This is a genomic window from Peribacillus sp. TH16, from assembly GCF_016651095.1.
GTDB lineage: Bacteria > Bacillota > Bacilli > Bacillales > DSM-1321 > Peribacillus > Peribacillus butanolivorans.
The window spans coordinates 1,237,349-1,254,194 of sequence record NZ_JAEKEM010000002.1; the positions used below are offsets into that span (position 1 = coordinate 1,237,349).

Sequence of the window (16,846 nt, forward strand, 5' to 3'; positions counted from 1 at the left end):
CCGGTAAATTACACTATTCTTACCAACTAACTTGGTATTACCACTATAATCCAATAACCACTCTTTGTCAATTATCATTTAAATTTTCTGATTAATCTGCGTATTGCATTTTACCTAATTAGCACTTTACCAAACTAAACGATTCGAGATATACTATTTTAGTATAAGTTGTCGGTATATAAATTCAAACTGTATTTAAGAAAGGTTCGATTATAAATGGAAAATAAAAAATGGGGTTTATTGATTTTGACCACATTCGTAATTGGAAATATGGTCGGCGGTGGAATCTTCATGCTCCCTGCTCAATTGGCACAGGTTTCAAGTCCATTAGGTGCTACTTTGGCATGGATGGTTACTGGACTAGGAGTATTTTTAATAGCACTCGTATTTGGTAACTTAGCTGTACGGAAACCGGAGCTGAAAGCCGGTCCCCAAAGTTATGCTCAGTCATTATTTAAGTCTCCTACAAAAGGAAGGCTATCAGGATACAGTATGGCCTGGGGTTATTGGGCTGCAAACTGGGCTGCAACAGCCTCTGTCATCATTTCATTTGCTGGTTACTTATCGACGTTTTTCCCTGTCATGCATAGTACGAAAGTGATTTATACAACAGGTTCTTTCAATCTCGAACTCGGTAAAGCACTAACATTTGCAGTATGTACCATTGCTCTTTGGGGGATTCAGGCAATTTTAGTAAGAAGTTTTAACAGTGCAGGAAAACTAAACCTTGTTGCAACAGTTACAAAAGTGCTTGGATTCTTGTTTTTCATTATTGTTACGATTTTCATCTTTGATTCTTCTAATCTTGGAAACGGTGCAGAATTTTACGATACAGCTGGGACATCCATCTCCTTAGGTGCTCAAGTTAATGCTGCAGCGATATCAACATTATGGGCCTTCATCGGCATTGAAGCAGCTGTGATGCTCTCAAATCGCGCTAAGTCACAAAATGATGTAAAAAAAGCAACGATTCTTGGTTTGCTTATCGCTGTTGTCATTTATATTGGAATTACCTTATTGACAATGGGTGCTATTTCACAAGACGATTTAAAAGTTTCACAAAAGCCACTTGTTGATGCTTTACAAGCTGTGGTTGGTTCAAACGGTACGTATCTTATGGCCGCTCTTGCTGTCATTTCCTTGTTAGGCTCAACAATCGGCTGGATTGTCGTTGCATCTGAAGTTCCTTACCAGGCAGCGAAATTAGATTTATTCCCGACTTATTTTGCGAAAGCGAATAAAAACGGAACACCTGTTCGTTCTATGACAATTACAAATATCATGACACAAATATTCTTATTCTCCACTATCTCTGGAACGATTTTAGAAGCTTATAAATTCTCTATGATTGTCGCTACACTTGCATACCTGATTCCTTATCTCGTATCAACCTTATATCAATTGAAATTAGTCGTAACTGGGGAAACATACGATTTCATGAAAGGTTCAAGAAGTCGCGATGGTATTATCACTATCCTGGCATTAGTTTACTCCGTCTGGGTCATTAAGACAGGTACAGCTGACATGGATACGTTCAAACTAGGCATTGCCTTATATGTACTTGGAATCGTGCTATACCCACTCTGGATGAGAAAGAAAGCATAAACCTAAAACGCCTTGGCATTCAACTATGCCAAGGCGTTTCTTTATATCTGCTTCAAACTTAGTTTCGTCCTCAGCCGAACCCTTTCTCCTGGTCCTAATTCCCTCAATCCTGTTAATTCTGCTGACAAATCTAGATTAGGAGCATTCGTTACCCATGTATATGGTTCAGGACATACAAACCCCTTCTGATTGAATAATACCCAAAACTTAAAATGGTCATCACCATGATAGCAGACTTGTAGACCTGCTTCTTGATCGGTGAGTACGCACTCGTTTTCCAGATCCTCATCATAGCCAAATATATCATCAAACTGTCGCCCCTCAATGCTGAACCCATTTTGAATTTCCATCGTATTTGGAGTTGCTTGAATTTTTCCAGTTGGTAATGACCTGTCATTCAACTCCCATTGTTTATTTACAGGCAGTGAAATCCTGCAATCCATCAACTTACTGCTTGATAAAAATGGAAAATTGAATATCGTATGATAACCCACTCCCCACGGAAAGGGCTCCTGGCCATTGTTGATGATTTCTAGTTGTACATCCAATGCATTATCGTTTAAAGAAAAAGTCATATTTATAGTAAAATCATGTGGAAAATATCTTTTTAGAAAAGGAAAATCACTACTTAAAAACTCGGTTGTTATTACGATTTTTTCTCCGTTTACTTCTCTTTTAATAACTTGCCATGGCTTATCATACAATAAACCATGAATATGATTTGATTTTTCTATTTCATTAATCGGAAATTTATACGTGATCTGCTTATATGTAAATTGGCCACCTTCAATCCGATTAGGAGGAAACAAGATTGGCATGCCATATAATATCGGAACTTCTCTATAGTCTTCTAACGTTTTCGGTGTTCGCAGCAACTCAATATCATTCTGTTTGAACTTAAATGAGAGAAGATTACTTCCTAAGACTGGTACAAGTATTGCTTCTAATGTTTCATTGCCAAACTTTATTGCCTTTTCATTTAAAAAAATGATATCTTCTATATAACCTGTCACTTACTCTCCTCCTTTACCATGAGTATATATTCATCCTACTTCCATCAACCACTTTTTGCAACAAATGGAAATTAAACACAGTGAAAATAACATAACAAAAAAACTATCAATATAGTATTTAAACAACAAAAAGGATGCTCCCTTTAGGAACATCCTTTTTGTTTATCTATTACTTTCACTTACTAAGGCAACTATACCCTCTTCATCATCCAAAACAAGTTCAATACCTGAATATGGATCTATGTTCAAATATTCATCCAACCATAGGCGAAGAGCTTCAATCAAATTGATGGTAATTAACACTTGTTTCCGGCCGTCAACATACGTTTCAGCGGAAAAACCGTAATCATCATCAAACATCAACTCTACTTCTACCTCATTAGGTTGTACCTGCTTTTTACGAGCAATGTAAACACAAACTGCATTAATGATATCTTGTTCGGAAATTCTTAGCCTCTCCATGGGTTTGGATCCTCTTTTTTCTTCTTATCTTTGAAATATGTGAAAATTTTACGGATTACAACCACTAATGCAACAACCGCTAACACGTTAATTAACAGACCAAGTATAGAACCTAGCGCTCCCATATTGGCGAATAGACTACCAAATAGAAGACCTGCTAGTCCTCCTAGCATTATCCCTTTCATTAAGCCGCCTTTAGAAAACGAGCTTCCGCTTTTTGTATCTGTTTTTGCTTTGTTCGTAGTCGCATCAGATTTTTTCGTTTCTTTATTTTGGAAATTCGATTTATTACTATTAGTGTTGCTGTTAAAACTTCTTTTTCCAGACTTATAGCCCCTTGCATCTACTGATTCCGAGTGATCTTTGAATACGTAGGTGCCAACTGGCGAGAATGCTAATGTAATCGTGAGTAGAGCTGCCATAAATTTTTTCATCATGATTTTTTTCCTCCGTTTTTAATAGTATGGAATGTTGTTTCATTAAATATCTTTTCAGATTTACTGAAAGTCCACATCACCTATCTTTATTTTATCTTATAGTATTTACGTTGATAATCAAAATAAGTTTCACTTTTTTCTATATTTCTTCAAAAAAAAATTCCCAAAAAAAATAAGCAGGGTGTGCTCTCCCCTGCTTATTGATGAGCTATTAATTTACACGAACTACACGTCCATTGAATTTTTCTGCCCAATATCCGCTTCCCATATTAGCAATAGCAACACCTGTTGAACTTTGAGAACCGATAAATTTGCCGCCACCAACATAAATACCAACATGTCCATCCGTTTTATAGGTATTGAAAAACACTAAATCTCCAGGTTGCATCTGGCTTTTAGATACTTGGCGTCCTGCACTTGTCAAGGCACCTGTACTTGCTGGTAAATTCACACCGGCTTGTTTGTAAGCCCATGCAACAAATGCTGAACAATCGAATCGGCCATTAGCAATGTCCGATGCTGTTCTTCCGCCACCGAATACATACGTTGAGTTACCGATATATTTATAGCCTGCTGTAATTGCAGAGCCTGTATTTGCACTACTTGGCTTGCTTGATGTTTCAGTTTTACTAGCTGTAGGTTTATCAGTAGAACTGTTTTTAGATGAATTTGAAGATGATTCACCTTTAGAAGAACTTGATGCCGACGCCTCGCCTTTAGAAGAACTTGATGCCGATGCTTCGCCTTTAGACGAATTTGATGATTCTTTACTTGAAGCATTTGAAGAATTCACTTCTTCCGCGGCACGGTTAAGATCAGCTTTCTCTGATGCTTTAAGTTCTTCTTCTTTTTTGATGTTTTCACGGATGGATGCAATTTTAGCCTCTAAACCTGCATCTTTATTCTCTAAAGCCTGTTTAAGAGCTTTTGTTTCTGATTCTTTCTTTTCAAGCTTTGCCTTCATATTAACGGTTTCTGCTTGTTGTTCTTTAATTTGAGATTGCATACCTTTAAGCTCTACGTCCATATCCTTTAGGCTTTGCAATTTTTTCTCTACAGTCGCTTGTTTTTTTTCTAATTCAGCTTTATCTGCTTCCTGCTGACTAAGAATCTCCCGATCTGCTTCTACAATTGCAGCTACTGCTCCAACACGATCAACAAGTTCACGGAAACTACTAGAACCTAAAAGAACTTCAAGGTAGTTAACATCTCCACCGCTCTCTTGGAATGCAAGGGCACGCTCTTTCAAGACTTCCTCGCGTTTTGCGATTCTTTCTTCCAAAGCTTTAATTTCTTTCTTTAAAGAATCTATATCTTTTTCCGTGTCTTTAATTTCTTGTTTAGTATCTTTAATTTTTTCGTCATTTTCTTTCATTGCTGTTTCAATTTGTGCAATTTGGGAATTCATTTTCGATTGTTCTTTTTTCAATTCCTGAATAACTTGTTCTGCCGCTGAAATATCTGATTGGATTCCTGTGCGTTCTGATTGAATTTCCGAGATAGATTCAGCTTTTACTGATGGTATCGCAAAAGCGCTTCCTAAGCCGAGCATAATAGTCGTGTTTAATATAATTAGTTTTTTCTTCAAACTCATTTCCCCTGCTTTCCTCCCTGTGCATTTCAATTGACCTACTTCTTTCTTCTATGAAAATAGTAGCCAAAATAAATTACTAGGAACTCTTCTCTATTTTTTTACTCATTATGTAATCTTCTAAGGTTGTAACAATATAATAATAAATTCTGAAACTCTACTAAGTATTTCACCTAATTCGTAGTATAACATCAGATTTTGTCAAATAAGTAATAATAATATTACAATTACATTTCATTTTTAACATCAAACGTAAAATTTCGACTTTTTCACGATATAAAACGACCATATATTTACAAGTTCCTCCCTATCACTTTCTATCTAGCGTTTAGCACCAAAGAACTATATTCTGATAGTAAGATAAAAAGCTGCTATTTCCAAAATAAGTTCAGTCTTGTTATGGAAAATATCCGCTTAACTTTAATAGAAAGCAATAAAGCAAGAAACCTTCAACATTTGGCTTATATTAAATTATAGCTTTGTTATATCAAGCTATTGATTTTCACAATTTACTAGAAAGCCTACAGCAGAGCGAATATTAAAAAAGGCAGCGAATCCCCCCGGGATCGCTGCTCTCCTCCATTTATGCTCCTGCCCAAACATCCTTTGCATATCGACCATTCGCCTCTAATGATTGCAACCATTCTGTGGCTTCTTCTTTAGATGATTGATACAAATGCATATAGCTTTCGATTAACGTTTGTTCAACATCCGGTGCCATTTTGCTTCCGTCCCCGCAGATGTATAAGTGTCCGCCTTCTTTTAATAAAGAAAGAATGTCTTGAGCGTTTTCTGCTAACCGATGCTGGACATACATTTTTTCTTGACCAGGACATCTTGAGAAAGCGGTGTGCAGTGTTATAAGACCATCTTGTTCAGCTTGCACGAGTTCTTCTTGATATAGGAAATCGTGTTCGGGATTGCGGCATCCAAAGTAAAGATGGGCCGCCCCTAGTTTTTCAGCTTTTTCTGTTAGGGCGCGTCGAGCCTGAATAAATCCTCTGAACGGTGCAATTCCTGTTCCAGGGCCAATCATAATGATAGGTTTCCCTGTTTGCTCCGGAAGCTGGAAGTTGGATTGCGGTGTATTGATAAAGCAGGCTATCTTGTCTCCTTCGGAACGTTCTGCTAAATAATTTGATGCAATTCCTTTGTATTCTCCGTTGCCACTCCAGGCATCTCCACGGACGACACTAACAGTGATGCTTGCTTTTCCTTCCTTGTGAAGTGGAGAACTTGAAATAGAGTAGTATCTAGCCTTTAAAGGAGGCAGTAAAGCTAGAAATCCTTCAAATGGTATTTCACATGCAAGGTACTTTTCTGTCAGGTCAAGCATAGTAATGCGTTTGTTCAGAATTTCTTGTTTATAGGTACTGTCCTCAAGAAGCTTTTCAAGCTCTTTTACATGGGGAGGACATACCGTGTGAGTAGCAAGCGTCCGAATTTGAGAACGGGTAGCAGGTTCTTGTAACTCCACATAGTTAGATAGTAACTCCTGTAATTTTACAGGTTTCTCTGTAGGAAGATGGGCAGCTTTTCCCGAATCTCCAGTCAGTTTGACATAGTCTTGGCCGTTAAAATTGAATCGACTGAGCACTCGCTCAACGAGTTCCGATGGATTTTGAGGAAGAACCCCGACATGGTCGCCTTCTAGATAATGAATACCCTCTGGAAGAGTTAACTCTATATGCCGTGTACTTCTTCCGCTATCCTCATGTTGTAATTCGACACTCCTGTTCACAACAGCTGTAAAAGCATGATGAGTGCGGGCGAGCGGTGTGTCGCTCACATCACTTACAAAATTCATCATAATCGAGCTGTTTTTTCTATCATTTATATTTAGTTCAATGTTCAAGGTTTGGGCAAGCTTCGGCCAAAGGGCTTCTGTCCATTTCTCGTAATCCCCTTCAAAATCATCGCTTGCATCTCCATAACCTGTTTCTGACAGACGATTAGCTCCTTTTTGTTCCAGTTGTTCATCAATGAAGGTTGGAATACGTTGGTACGTATTGGCCCAATTGCGGTCTCCGCATCCAAAGATAGCATAGTGAACACCGTCCAATGTTCCATCCTGACTTTCCTTCAGCCATGAAACAAAGTCATTTGCATTGTCTGGTGGATTTCCATTATAAGATGCTGAGACAATGAGAACAGCTCCTTCTTGAGGAAGATGATTTGTGTAATCATTTAAAGGAGCAACCTCGGTATAGAAACCTTGTTGACTCCCCGTTTCAGCGAGATCACGAGCTATTCCTTCTGCGGTTCCCATGTTTGATCCAAACAGAACGAGTAATGGCGTGCCATGTGCAGATTCAATAGAAGCTTCCGTTGCTTCTAAATCCGCATACACTGGTTCTGGAGAAGCAACGGTAAATGACATCGCCGGCTTCCTAGGTGAAACACGCATGGTTAATCCATCCGGTTTAAGAGTCAAAGTTTCTTTAACATCCAATTGATAATCTTTATGATCTATCAGGTCAAAGTGTTGTAAAACCATTCCGAGCACCAGAGTTGCTTCATGAAGAGCAAACTGCTGCCCGATACAGGCACGCTGTCCGTTTCCAAACGGTTTATAAGCATGGTATGGAATTGAGACCGGATCCTCAAAACGTTCTGGAATAAAGGATTCTACGTCTTCTCCCCAAACGGATGGATCACGGTGAAGCTCTGGAATAAGAAGAGTGAACACCTCATCTTTCTTCACATTGTATTTTCCGTTTAATGTGGTGTCTTCTTTCGCATAAACAGAAAACGCCGGAGCAGTTGGCCACAGACGAAGCGCTTCATTTAACACCATCCGAACATATTTCAATTTCTTCACCTGTTTATAATCAGGAACCTCGTCACCCAGTACTTCATCGACTTCCTGCTGTGCTTTTTTTAACTTTTCCGGGTTATTCATAAGAAAATAGATGGCGAAAGAAAGGAGACCGCTCGTCGTTTCATGTCCAGCGATTAAAAAGGTAATGATTTGATAACGAATATTTTCATCATCAAGTGCTGCACCAGTTTCAGGATCAACCCCTTTTAACATATGGGAAAGAAGGTCATCTTCTCCCTGATCACCATTTAGTTTTCGTTCTGTAATCAATTCATCTACAAGTGAGAACATGTATTGAATGTCTTCTCTGAATTGTTTTTTAGACTTAATCATCAGTTTATCTTGAACACCGAGTCGCTGCGTTTGACTCATCGCTTCATCTAATGCACGCACCATACTGTCGACAAAGGGATGGGAGGTCTCTCGATAAAAACTGTTAAAGCGGTAATTAAATCCGCAGAGTCCAATCGTATCTAAGGTCAAGCGTGTCATATCTTCAGGAATATCAATCTCATCAGCGGGATTTAAGCGAGCCCATTTTTGGATGAGTTGGGTAGCAAGATCTACCATTTTTGCATGATAGCCCTTCATTGCCTGCTGGCTAAAGCTAGGCAGCAGAATGTTATGAGCCTTTTTCCAATTTGTCTCCGATGTTTCACTTGTGAAAAGGCCATCACCACCAAATGCTCTCACTTTTTGCAGGGCAGGACCGACTTTCTTATCAAATCTTGTTTCATCACAAATTTCTTTAGCAAGGGCAGCGCTGGATACAAAGGTACTAATACGACCCGGAAATTGAAACTGAAAAACCGGTCCAAGTTCCCTAGCCAGCTTCATGAATGACTGAAGTGGCTTATCTTTATCAATAACAGGCAGGCTTCCGAGGGGTCCATAAGTTTTTGGCTGTGGAAATTGAGTTATATTTGTCATTTTTTAGCACCTCTTTAAATAAATTAGCTAACGGAATGAACATTCATTCCGCTAAGTGAATGAAAAATCAAATTTTTCTCAAACGTGTAATCGTACAGCATCCCAAATGCTTTCTTCTACATCTGCTAAAAGTTTTGCTTCAGGTTCTAACTCCCCAATACGGACAAGTCGTTGAAGCTCAAGAAATGCTCCGTAAATAATGGCAATCAAAGCTGCAGAAGGAAGCTCCTTAATTTCTTTTTTTGCTTTTCCTGAATCAAAGAAACTTTTTAATATATTCAGTAGCCCTTGAAAGCTAGAATGACTTTCTTCATTTAAAAAGTGGGCACTACTATGTGTTTTTATAAAATAAAGCGCTTGACTGTGCTCGGTTGTAAAGTGAATCATTGATATAAAAATATGGTGGAACTGATTTCGAATCGATTCATCATAAGGAAATCCATTCTCAAGTGTTTCAGTAAAAATATTCAGGTACTCTTGAAAAATCTTGTTCCCGAGCACTTCCTTATTCTCAAAGTAACGATAGATGGTACCAGCTCCAACTCCTGCCGATGTAGCAATCATTGGAATCGTCGTCGCATCATATCCCCGCTCAGCAAATAGTACCAAAGCGCTGGATACTATGCTGTCTCGTTTATTTACTGCAGTTTGCATAATAATTCAGCCTTTCATTAATTAAATGCGGAATGAATGTTCATTCCTGTTAATTATATACCCCATAAAATTCCATCTCAACCACTCATTGGACCTATAATTTGTGAAGGTTTTGTTAACGGATGGGGGACAAAAGGCTGAGTAGTCGTCATTTGAGAGAAGGAGTTAAATAGATAATATCGTTAAAGATGGCATTTTTCTTTGTCTGCAAGGGGTTAGAGTGGGTATTTTAATAATTTTGAGGTTTAAGATAGTGTAAATAAGTTTTTTAAGTATCGTTAGGAGACATGGAAAAGAGCGCTATCCTTTTTCAGTAATAGCGCCCGATTGCGGAATATTGAAAAATGCGAAAGATCTGTAAAAATGGCTTCTCAGTTATTTTTACTAAAGCCACTTGTTTAATAGTGTTCCATTCTAATTGTACTGATTTATTATGAAAACCTCACCATAATCATATTAACAATAGGGCGAAGTAATTTTCCGAACACCTTATTGCTCAATAAGTTTTATAACATCAGTCAAGCTCTTTTCTACCATAGATTGAAGACGTAAAGAATGATTTTCAAAAGCTAAAGCTTCTGTAACGGGATTTGGTACGATTACACACTTTAATCCAGCATTTAGAGCCGATTGAAGTCCATTTAACGAATCTTCAAATGCTACGGATTCTGTGGAATGAATGTTCAAAACTTCGATTGCCTTTAAATACAAATCAGGCGCTGGTTTTACTTTTTCAACATCATCCCCTGTGATAATAACTTCAAAATAGTTTAGCAGTCCGAGTTCACCCAAATAATGAGTGACCCACTCTTTTGTTGAACTTGAAGCAAGGGCAATTTTATATCCAAATTTTTTTGCTTCTTCTAAATAATCCTTTACACCTTCACGTGCCTGGGATGTTTTCATCTTTACTTTATGTAAGCTTTTTGCTCTAGCTTCAATTTCTTCAATATTACAACTTTCCCCCAGTTTTTCTTGGAAAAACTTATAAAGTTCAGTATTATCTGTTCCGATACATTTAACAAAATGTTCGAGAGGCAAATCAGATTTATAAAAACCCATAGTTTCTTTATATGCCTCATACCAAGCCGTCTCCGTGTCTAAAATTAAACCATCAAAGTCGAAAATAACAGCTTTAATCATAATAATTTCCTCCTTTTTACTTATTAGAAGGTAACACTTTTTCCTGAAATACACATTGATTGAAAAGCACAAGTTTCATAGTGATTACTATCCTTAAATAAACGTACATTAGTGAATACCCTTGTTCAACTAAATTGTTCCATTTTTGAATAACTTAGAACTTCGATTCACCGTCTAATAATTTCTTCTCTTATTCAAGAATATGGCCCATTTGTTGAATAAAGATCAAACAGCACTCTCCAACAAATCTTGGTAAAACTCATGTTGGAATTCTAATGTCAGGTGGAACATCCAGGGTGTTATTTGATGATGTTAAAGTTATCGGTGCTAAAAAATAGATTATGAGGTTGATAATTTTAAACTTAACAGAACCTATATTGTAAAAAGTAATAAAAATAAAAGGTGGTACATATTATACATGACTAATATGTACCATTTCCTTATTTCATAATCTGGTCCAATTCATTAGGAAGGGCGCATTTCTTTATCCAGAAATGCGCCCGTTTGTTGAAGAACAATTAGACGATGTTGTTGTTCTTTTGTCTGAATAGTTCGGATGGTAAAGTAAGGGTTCAGCCGAGATACGTATAAAATGGGTCATAATCTAGAGAGTTTATTTCCAGTTATACTTCGTTTTTTTTGTAACAGAATCTTCTTTTCAATTCTCGATTCTCTAAAGATGAATAAAGATTTTTATGCAACTATTATTGTATAAACTCTTTTGGTTTAGTCCGACTGCTATAACGCCTACTTACTATAGTAATGAGTGGTGTTCCAATGATTGTAGGTATAAACCATAATAAGAGAGAAGGGATTTCATTCACTAATGGAATCTTTGAACCATTAACGACTAAAGTAGCCGTAATAATTCCAATATAAGACCCTAACATTCCTCCTATATGCATCTTCAACCAATTTCTCCAACGTAGTTTTCTTGCTAAGTATCCCAAAAGAACTAAGCTATAAGAAAAAATTGCAATATAGAAAAGATAAGCACTTTCTGACCAGTTCACGATTGCCATTACAAGGGAGGTTATGAAAATTACAAGATACCCACCATGATACACTTCTCCAATGGTAGTATGATTGCCTTTCTTTTTCTTTGCTATTGATGCTATCGCCCCTGTCAATAAACAAACACTGCCTGCAATAATGTGAATGACAAGCAGAACAGTAACAATGTCCATTCAGTTATCGCCCCTTGAGATAATTTGATTATTTCTATTACCATTTTTCTGCAAATAATTGGTTGAATATGTTAACATTCATTATTACTATTCTGCTATTTAGCGTAATATCCATTATTTCAAATTATTATAATTATTTATTTTTAAAGAATACCATGAAGAACAGAATTTAATCGTGGTTTTACTACATCAATTTTGAAATAAACATTGTTGCAATGCCAAAGTAGATAAGTAACGATAGTATATCATTTAGAGTTGTAATTAATGGACCAGAGGCCACTGCTGGATCGATGTTGAATTTATATAATATTAGAGGAATAATGGTCCCAGCTAAAGTCCCAATAATTAGGGTCATAACTAATGAACTTCCAACCACTAACCCTAGAACAGGATTTCCTTGCCAAACAAAAGCTATAATGGAAATTAATATTCCACAGGTAATGCCTATTATCAATCCAACTTTAAGTTCTCGGATAATAAGTCTAAAAACAACTCCTTTATCCGTATCAGTAGTAATTAGACCTCTTACAACAACAGCTAATGATTGAGTACCTGTATTTCCAGTCATCCCTGCTATCATCGGCATAAAGAAGGCAAGTGCAACAACTTTAGACAATGTTTCTTCAAAACCACTAATAATAGTTCCAGACACTAATCCGATAAATAAAAGTAAAATAAGCCAGGGAAGTCGGCGATACGCAGCCACATGTGCCTTCGTGTCAAAATCAATAGCTTTACCAGATGCCGAAAGTTTTTCAATATCTTCGTTTGCTTCCTTAATGACAACGTCAATAATATCATCAACGGTTACAATTCCTAATAACTCATTATTATTATCTACAACAGGAATTGATAAAAAATCATAACGCTCAATAACATGTGCTACCTCTTCTTGGTCTTCATAAGCGAATACGGAGATAACTCTACTGTACATAATATCTTGTATTTTTTCATTCTCATCATTTATTATTAAATCTCGATATGAGACTACACCTACTAATTTTTTATCGTTATCAATTACATACAGATAGTTAATCGTTCCCGAGAACTCCGCAAATATTTTAAGTTTTTCAACTGATTCACGAACCGTATAGTGTTGAGGGATCCACACAAAACGGTTTGTCATTATTCGTCCTGCCGTTTCAGGGGGATAATTCATGATATTTTGAACGATTTTAGATTCTTCTTGTTTCATACCTGAAAGAAGTTCTTCAATTTTATCCGGAGATAGGTTCTCTAACAATGAAGCTAAATCATCATTATCCATTAGATCCATTACTTGACCTGATTTTTCAATTCCTAATTTAGTAAGAATTTTTAATTGATGTACTTTTTCAAGTTCCTGTATTAGTTCCGCGATTTGTTCTGGAGTAAGAAACAATAAGAAACGTGTATGATGTTTTTCTGGAAGCCCCTCAAAAATTCGAGCAATATCATAAGGTTGGAGTTCTTCTAATATTGCTTGAAATTCTTTCTTTTTTCCTTCTTTTAATGCTTTTATGATTTGAAGAGTTATTTGGTCTTCAGTCATGTCTTTTATCATCTTCACCACTCCTTTTTTGAGGAGCAAAAAATATTTCCCCTTAACGATATATTAAAAGTAAGAAAAATATTTTATAATTCCCCTTCCTTAATCTTTGTATTTATTTGATATTTATTATGCTTCGAGTATAAGGTCGTGAATAGTTATCCACTATCCTCACCTCCCAGAAAAAAATAAAAACACCTCCATTACAAATGGAGGTGTTCACACGGTACATTTACGTACATTTCTGAATGACAAATACACATACGTACATTGTCTGAATGACAAATACATAGCAGAAATCCTGTTCCTCCATTCGTAGAGCTTTAGCACTGTGTGGCATAGGACAACGCCAGCTACATTAAAAACCACCTTATGTCGATGGTTTCTGTTGACCCATTGGCGTCTTTCGACATTTTTGGGCAGTAGCATATCTCCTACACAGGAGCCTCACCTAACGAGGATATTTAGTTTACCAATCCACTCTAAAAGAGTTTCTTTTAGAAGTCAATGTTTTTTTATTAATAAAATTAGATATTGACGCTAGTTAATGATAATAAAAAAACCGCTAATTAGCGGTTTTTTGGTTAACTTATCGACTTCCTGTTAGATTCCAGCCATATAGTCAACAAAGACCTTCAATTCTTTGGGCCGGACAAACACTATTTCTCCTTTTTTTAATTCAAGATTATTATATTGTTCTTTAGTAAGTTCGATTTCAAGCGGTTCATTTATATCCTGACGAATCACTTCAATACGGACAATAGGTCCAATTGTATGAATATGGTCAATAACAGATGCAATCGAATCCGTTTCTAATGATTCTCTTTCTATGATAAAGTTATGAGCTCTTACATAACCAGTACTCTCTCCATCCTCACTGTCTGGAACATGTATTTCCACATTTCCTGTTGCCAATTTCCCTTGATGAACCTTGCCCTTGAAAAGATTGACACTACCGAGAAAATCGTAAACAAATGGATTCTTGGGTTGATCATATACTTCTTCCGGAGTTCCAATCTGTTCAATTTTCCCTTCATTCATGATTACAACTCGATCAGCAACATCCATCGCTTCTTCCTGATCATGTGTTACAAAGACACTCGTAACATTGAATTCATCATGAAGTCTTCTTAGCCAACGCCTAAGTTCCTTACGCACTTTAGCATCCAGTGCCCCGAATGGTTCATCAAGCAAAAGAATATTCGGCTCTACAGCAAGAGCCCTTGCCAATGCCACACGCTGACGCTGGCCGCCTGATAATTGAGAAGGATAACGGTCCTTATATCCTTCCAACTTAACTAGCTGAAGCAATTCTGTAACCTTTTGTTCAATCGCTGTTTTACTAGGTCTTATTTTTCTTGGACGAACCTTTAAACCGTAGGCAACATTATCAAAAATGGTCATGTTGCGAAAAAGAGCATAATGCTGAAAGACAAAGCCCACATTCCGATCTTTCACATGCTTATTGGTGTAATTCTCTTCATTAAATAAGATATTTCCGTTCTCTGCCTGTTCAAGTCCAGCAATGATACGTAGCAATGATGTTTTTCCCGAACCAGAGGGGCCAAGTAGCGCTACAAGCTCCCCGCTTTTTATTTCCAGATTGATATTTTGGAGGGCTTGATAAGACCCATAATATTTTGTAACATTTTCGATGACGATACTCATTACTTTCCCTCCTAACTTGCTTTTGATGATTTAAAGTCTGTTTTCCATTCTATGAAACTTTTAATAACCAACGTTATGATTGCAAAAATGGACATCAGTGATGCCACGGCAAAGGCCGCTGAAAATTGATATTCATTGTATAAGATTTCAATATGAAGTGGCATCGTGTTCGTCATCCCGCGTATATGGCCTGATACGACCGATACGGCCCCAAATTCTCCGATTGTCCTCGCATTACATAAAATGACTCCATATAAAAGGCCCCATTTAATATTAGGAAGCGTTACATACCAAAACGTCTTGAATCCTCCTGCTCCTAGTGTGAGCGATGCCTCTTCTTCAGACGTTCCCTGGCTTTGCATGAGCGGAATTAATTCACGTGCAATGAATGGGAAGGTAATGAAAATAGAGGCGATGACAATCCCTGGTATCGAAAAGATCACTTTAATATCATAGTTTTGCAACAATGGACCAAGGGCCCCATGTAAGCCAAATAAAAGTACAAAAATCAATCCAGCAATGACTGGTGAAACCGAAAAGGGTAGATCAATCAAAGTTATTAAAAAGTTTTTTCCTTTAAATTCATATTTTGTAATCGTCCATGCCGCCACTACCCCAAATATAGCATTAAGCGGTAACGTGATTAGGACAACGATTAATGTTAATTTAATGGCAGACATAGAATCAGGATGGGCTATGGCCGCAAAATAAGCATCAGCCCCCTTTTCAAAGGCTTTTACAAAGATTGCGATTAATGGAACAACTAAAAATAAAGTAAGAAATAGCAACACAATGGAAATAAGAATCCACTGTATAGATTTAGGCTCTTTCGTTGCGTTTCTCGTTAAAATGACTGGTTTGTTCGTCTCTGCAGCCACTGAATTGTGATTTGCCAACATGTCCCCTCCTATTTCCCGGTATATCTTTTGCTAGTCCACCATTGTAAGATATTGATGGTGAACAAAATTAGAAATGTAATAATAAGCATGACGGTGGCCACAGCAGTTGCACCCTGATAATCATACTGTTCGAGTTTTGTCATGATGATAAGCGGTGAAATCTCTGTTTTAAAAGGCATATTTCCTGCAATGAACACAACGGATCCATACTCTCCAAGCGCCCTTGCAAAAGAAAGTGCAAAACCCGTCAAAATCGCTGGTATCAATTCAGGAAAGATAATTTTAATAAACGTCTGCATTCGATTCGCCCCTAGCGAAGCAGATGCTTCTTCCATTCCTTTTTCTATATTTTCAAGCACCGGTTGGACCATGCGGACAACGAAAGGCAGACCGATAAATATCAGGGCAATGATAATCCCGATGGGAGTGAAGGCAATTTTAAAGCTGAAAAATTGGCCAATCCACCCATTCGGTGAGTACAAAGTGGTCAATGTAATCCCCGCTACAGCAGTCGGCAGGGCAAAAGGCAAATCAACTAGACCATCGATGATTCGTTTGCCAGGAAATTCATAACGAGTCAGCACCCAGGCAATTAAAACGCCAAAAACTGCGTTCACAAAGGCCGCAGTTAAAGCTGTCAGAAAGCTTAGTTTATAGGAAGCAACGACCCTCGGTTCGGTAATAGTCGCCCAAAAATCCTGAAACCCCATTGTAAATGTGTTTAAAAAAACCATGGATAATGGAATCAAAACGATGATGGATAGATACAGCAATGTAAACCCCATCGTTAGTCCAAAACCAGGTATGGTTCTTTTTTTCTTTTGTTTAACTTCCGCTATATTCATCGATTCGCCCCAGCTCTTTCTGATTGATTAGTGAAGGAGAAAATGTGAATTTACATCTTCTCC

General features: G+C 37.3%; 13 protein-coding genes and 1 riboswitch. Of the genes, 1 reads left to right on the forward strand and 12 read right to left on the reverse strand.

Annotation, left to right across the window (positions count from 1 at the left end; translation table 11 throughout):
- Positions 1–216 precede the first annotated feature (216 nt).
- The gene (locus JFV29_RS05960) at positions 217–1,605 is read left to right on the forward strand and encodes an amino acid permease (protein ID WP_201181730.1); all 1,389 of its coding nucleotides are present in this window, start codon (positions 217–219) and stop codon (positions 1,603–1,605) included.
- Positions 1,606–1,646: 41 nt separating this feature from the next.
- On the opposite strand, the gene JFV29_RS05965 is transcribed toward JFV29_RS05960, so the two are convergent.
- From JFV29_RS05965 to cysT, 12 genes are all read right to left on the reverse strand, one after another.
- Entirely contained in the window at positions 1,647–2,618 is a 972-nt protein-coding gene (locus JFV29_RS05965; protein WP_201181732.1) for an aldose epimerase family protein, read from the reverse strand.
- Positions 2,619–2,780: 162 nt separating this feature from the next.
- On the reverse strand, positions 2,781–3,080 hold the full coding sequence (locus JFV29_RS05970; RefSeq protein ID WP_053345063.1) for a YxcD family protein: 300 nt from the start codon (positions 3,078–3,080) through the stop codon (positions 2,781–2,783).
- On the reverse strand, positions 3,068–3,514 hold the full coding sequence (locus JFV29_RS05975) for a hypothetical protein (RefSeq protein WP_201183396.1): 447 nt from the start codon (positions 3,512–3,514) through the stop codon (positions 3,068–3,070). Before JFV29_RS05975 ends, JFV29_RS05970 begins: the two co-directional genes overlap by 13 nt.
- A 214-nt stretch (positions 3,515–3,728) precedes the next feature.
- Positions 3,729–5,111: a C40 family peptidase gene (locus JFV29_RS05980; RefSeq protein ID WP_201181735.1), complete on the reverse strand. Its 1,383-nt coding sequence runs from the start codon at positions 5,109–5,111 to the stop codon at positions 3,729–3,731.
- A 580-nt stretch (positions 5,112–5,691) separates the two neighbouring features.
- Complete coding sequence (locus JFV29_RS05985) at positions 5,692–8,859, reverse strand: bifunctional cytochrome P450/NADPH--P450 reductase (protein ID WP_201181743.1); 3,168 nt, start codon at positions 8,857–8,859, stop codon at positions 5,692–5,694.
- A 78-nt stretch (positions 8,860–8,937) separates the two neighbouring features.
- Positions 8,938–9,513, reverse strand: a complete 576-nt coding sequence (locus JFV29_RS05990) for a TetR/AcrR family transcriptional regulator (RefSeq protein ID WP_057216637.1) — start codon at positions 9,511–9,513, stop codon at positions 8,938–8,940.
- A gap of 489 nt (positions 9,514–10,002) precedes the next feature.
- The gene (locus JFV29_RS05995) at positions 10,003–10,656 is read right to left on the reverse strand and encodes an HAD family hydrolase (protein ID WP_201181745.1); all 654 of its coding nucleotides are present in this window, start codon (positions 10,654–10,656) and stop codon (positions 10,003–10,005) included.
- A 704-nt stretch (positions 10,657–11,360) separates the two neighbouring features.
- Positions 11,361–11,843, reverse strand: coding sequence for a DUF2306 domain-containing protein (locus JFV29_RS06000; protein ID WP_201181747.1), 483 nt, complete (start codon positions 11,841–11,843; stop codon positions 11,361–11,363).
- A gap of 184 nt (positions 11,844–12,027) precedes the next feature.
- Positions 12,028–13,386: a magnesium transporter gene (gene mgtE, locus JFV29_RS06005; protein WP_056530868.1), complete on the reverse strand. Its 1,359-nt coding sequence runs from the start codon at positions 13,384–13,386 to the stop codon at positions 12,028–12,030.
- 285 nt (positions 13,387–13,671) lie between these two features.
- Positions 13,672–13,837, reverse strand: a riboswitch (M-box (ykoK) riboswitch).
- Between the two features lie 137 nt (positions 13,838–13,974).
- Positions 13,975–15,039, reverse strand: coding sequence for a sulfate/molybdate ABC transporter ATP-binding protein (locus JFV29_RS06010; protein WP_057216649.1), 1,065 nt, complete (start codon positions 15,037–15,039; stop codon positions 13,975–13,977).
- Between the two features lie 11 nt (positions 15,040–15,050).
- Positions 15,051–15,917 carry a sulfate ABC transporter permease subunit CysW gene (cysW, locus tag JFV29_RS06015; protein ID WP_446728236.1) on the reverse strand — a complete coding sequence of 289 codons (867 nt, stop codon included), beginning with the start codon at positions 15,915–15,917 and terminating at the stop codon, positions 15,051–15,053.
- 29 nt (positions 15,918–15,946) lie between these two features.
- Complete coding sequence (cysT, locus tag JFV29_RS06020; protein WP_053345054.1) at positions 15,947–16,783, reverse strand: sulfate ABC transporter permease subunit CysT; 837 nt, start codon at positions 16,781–16,783, stop codon at positions 15,947–15,949.
- Positions 16,784–16,846 lie beyond the last annotated feature (63 nt).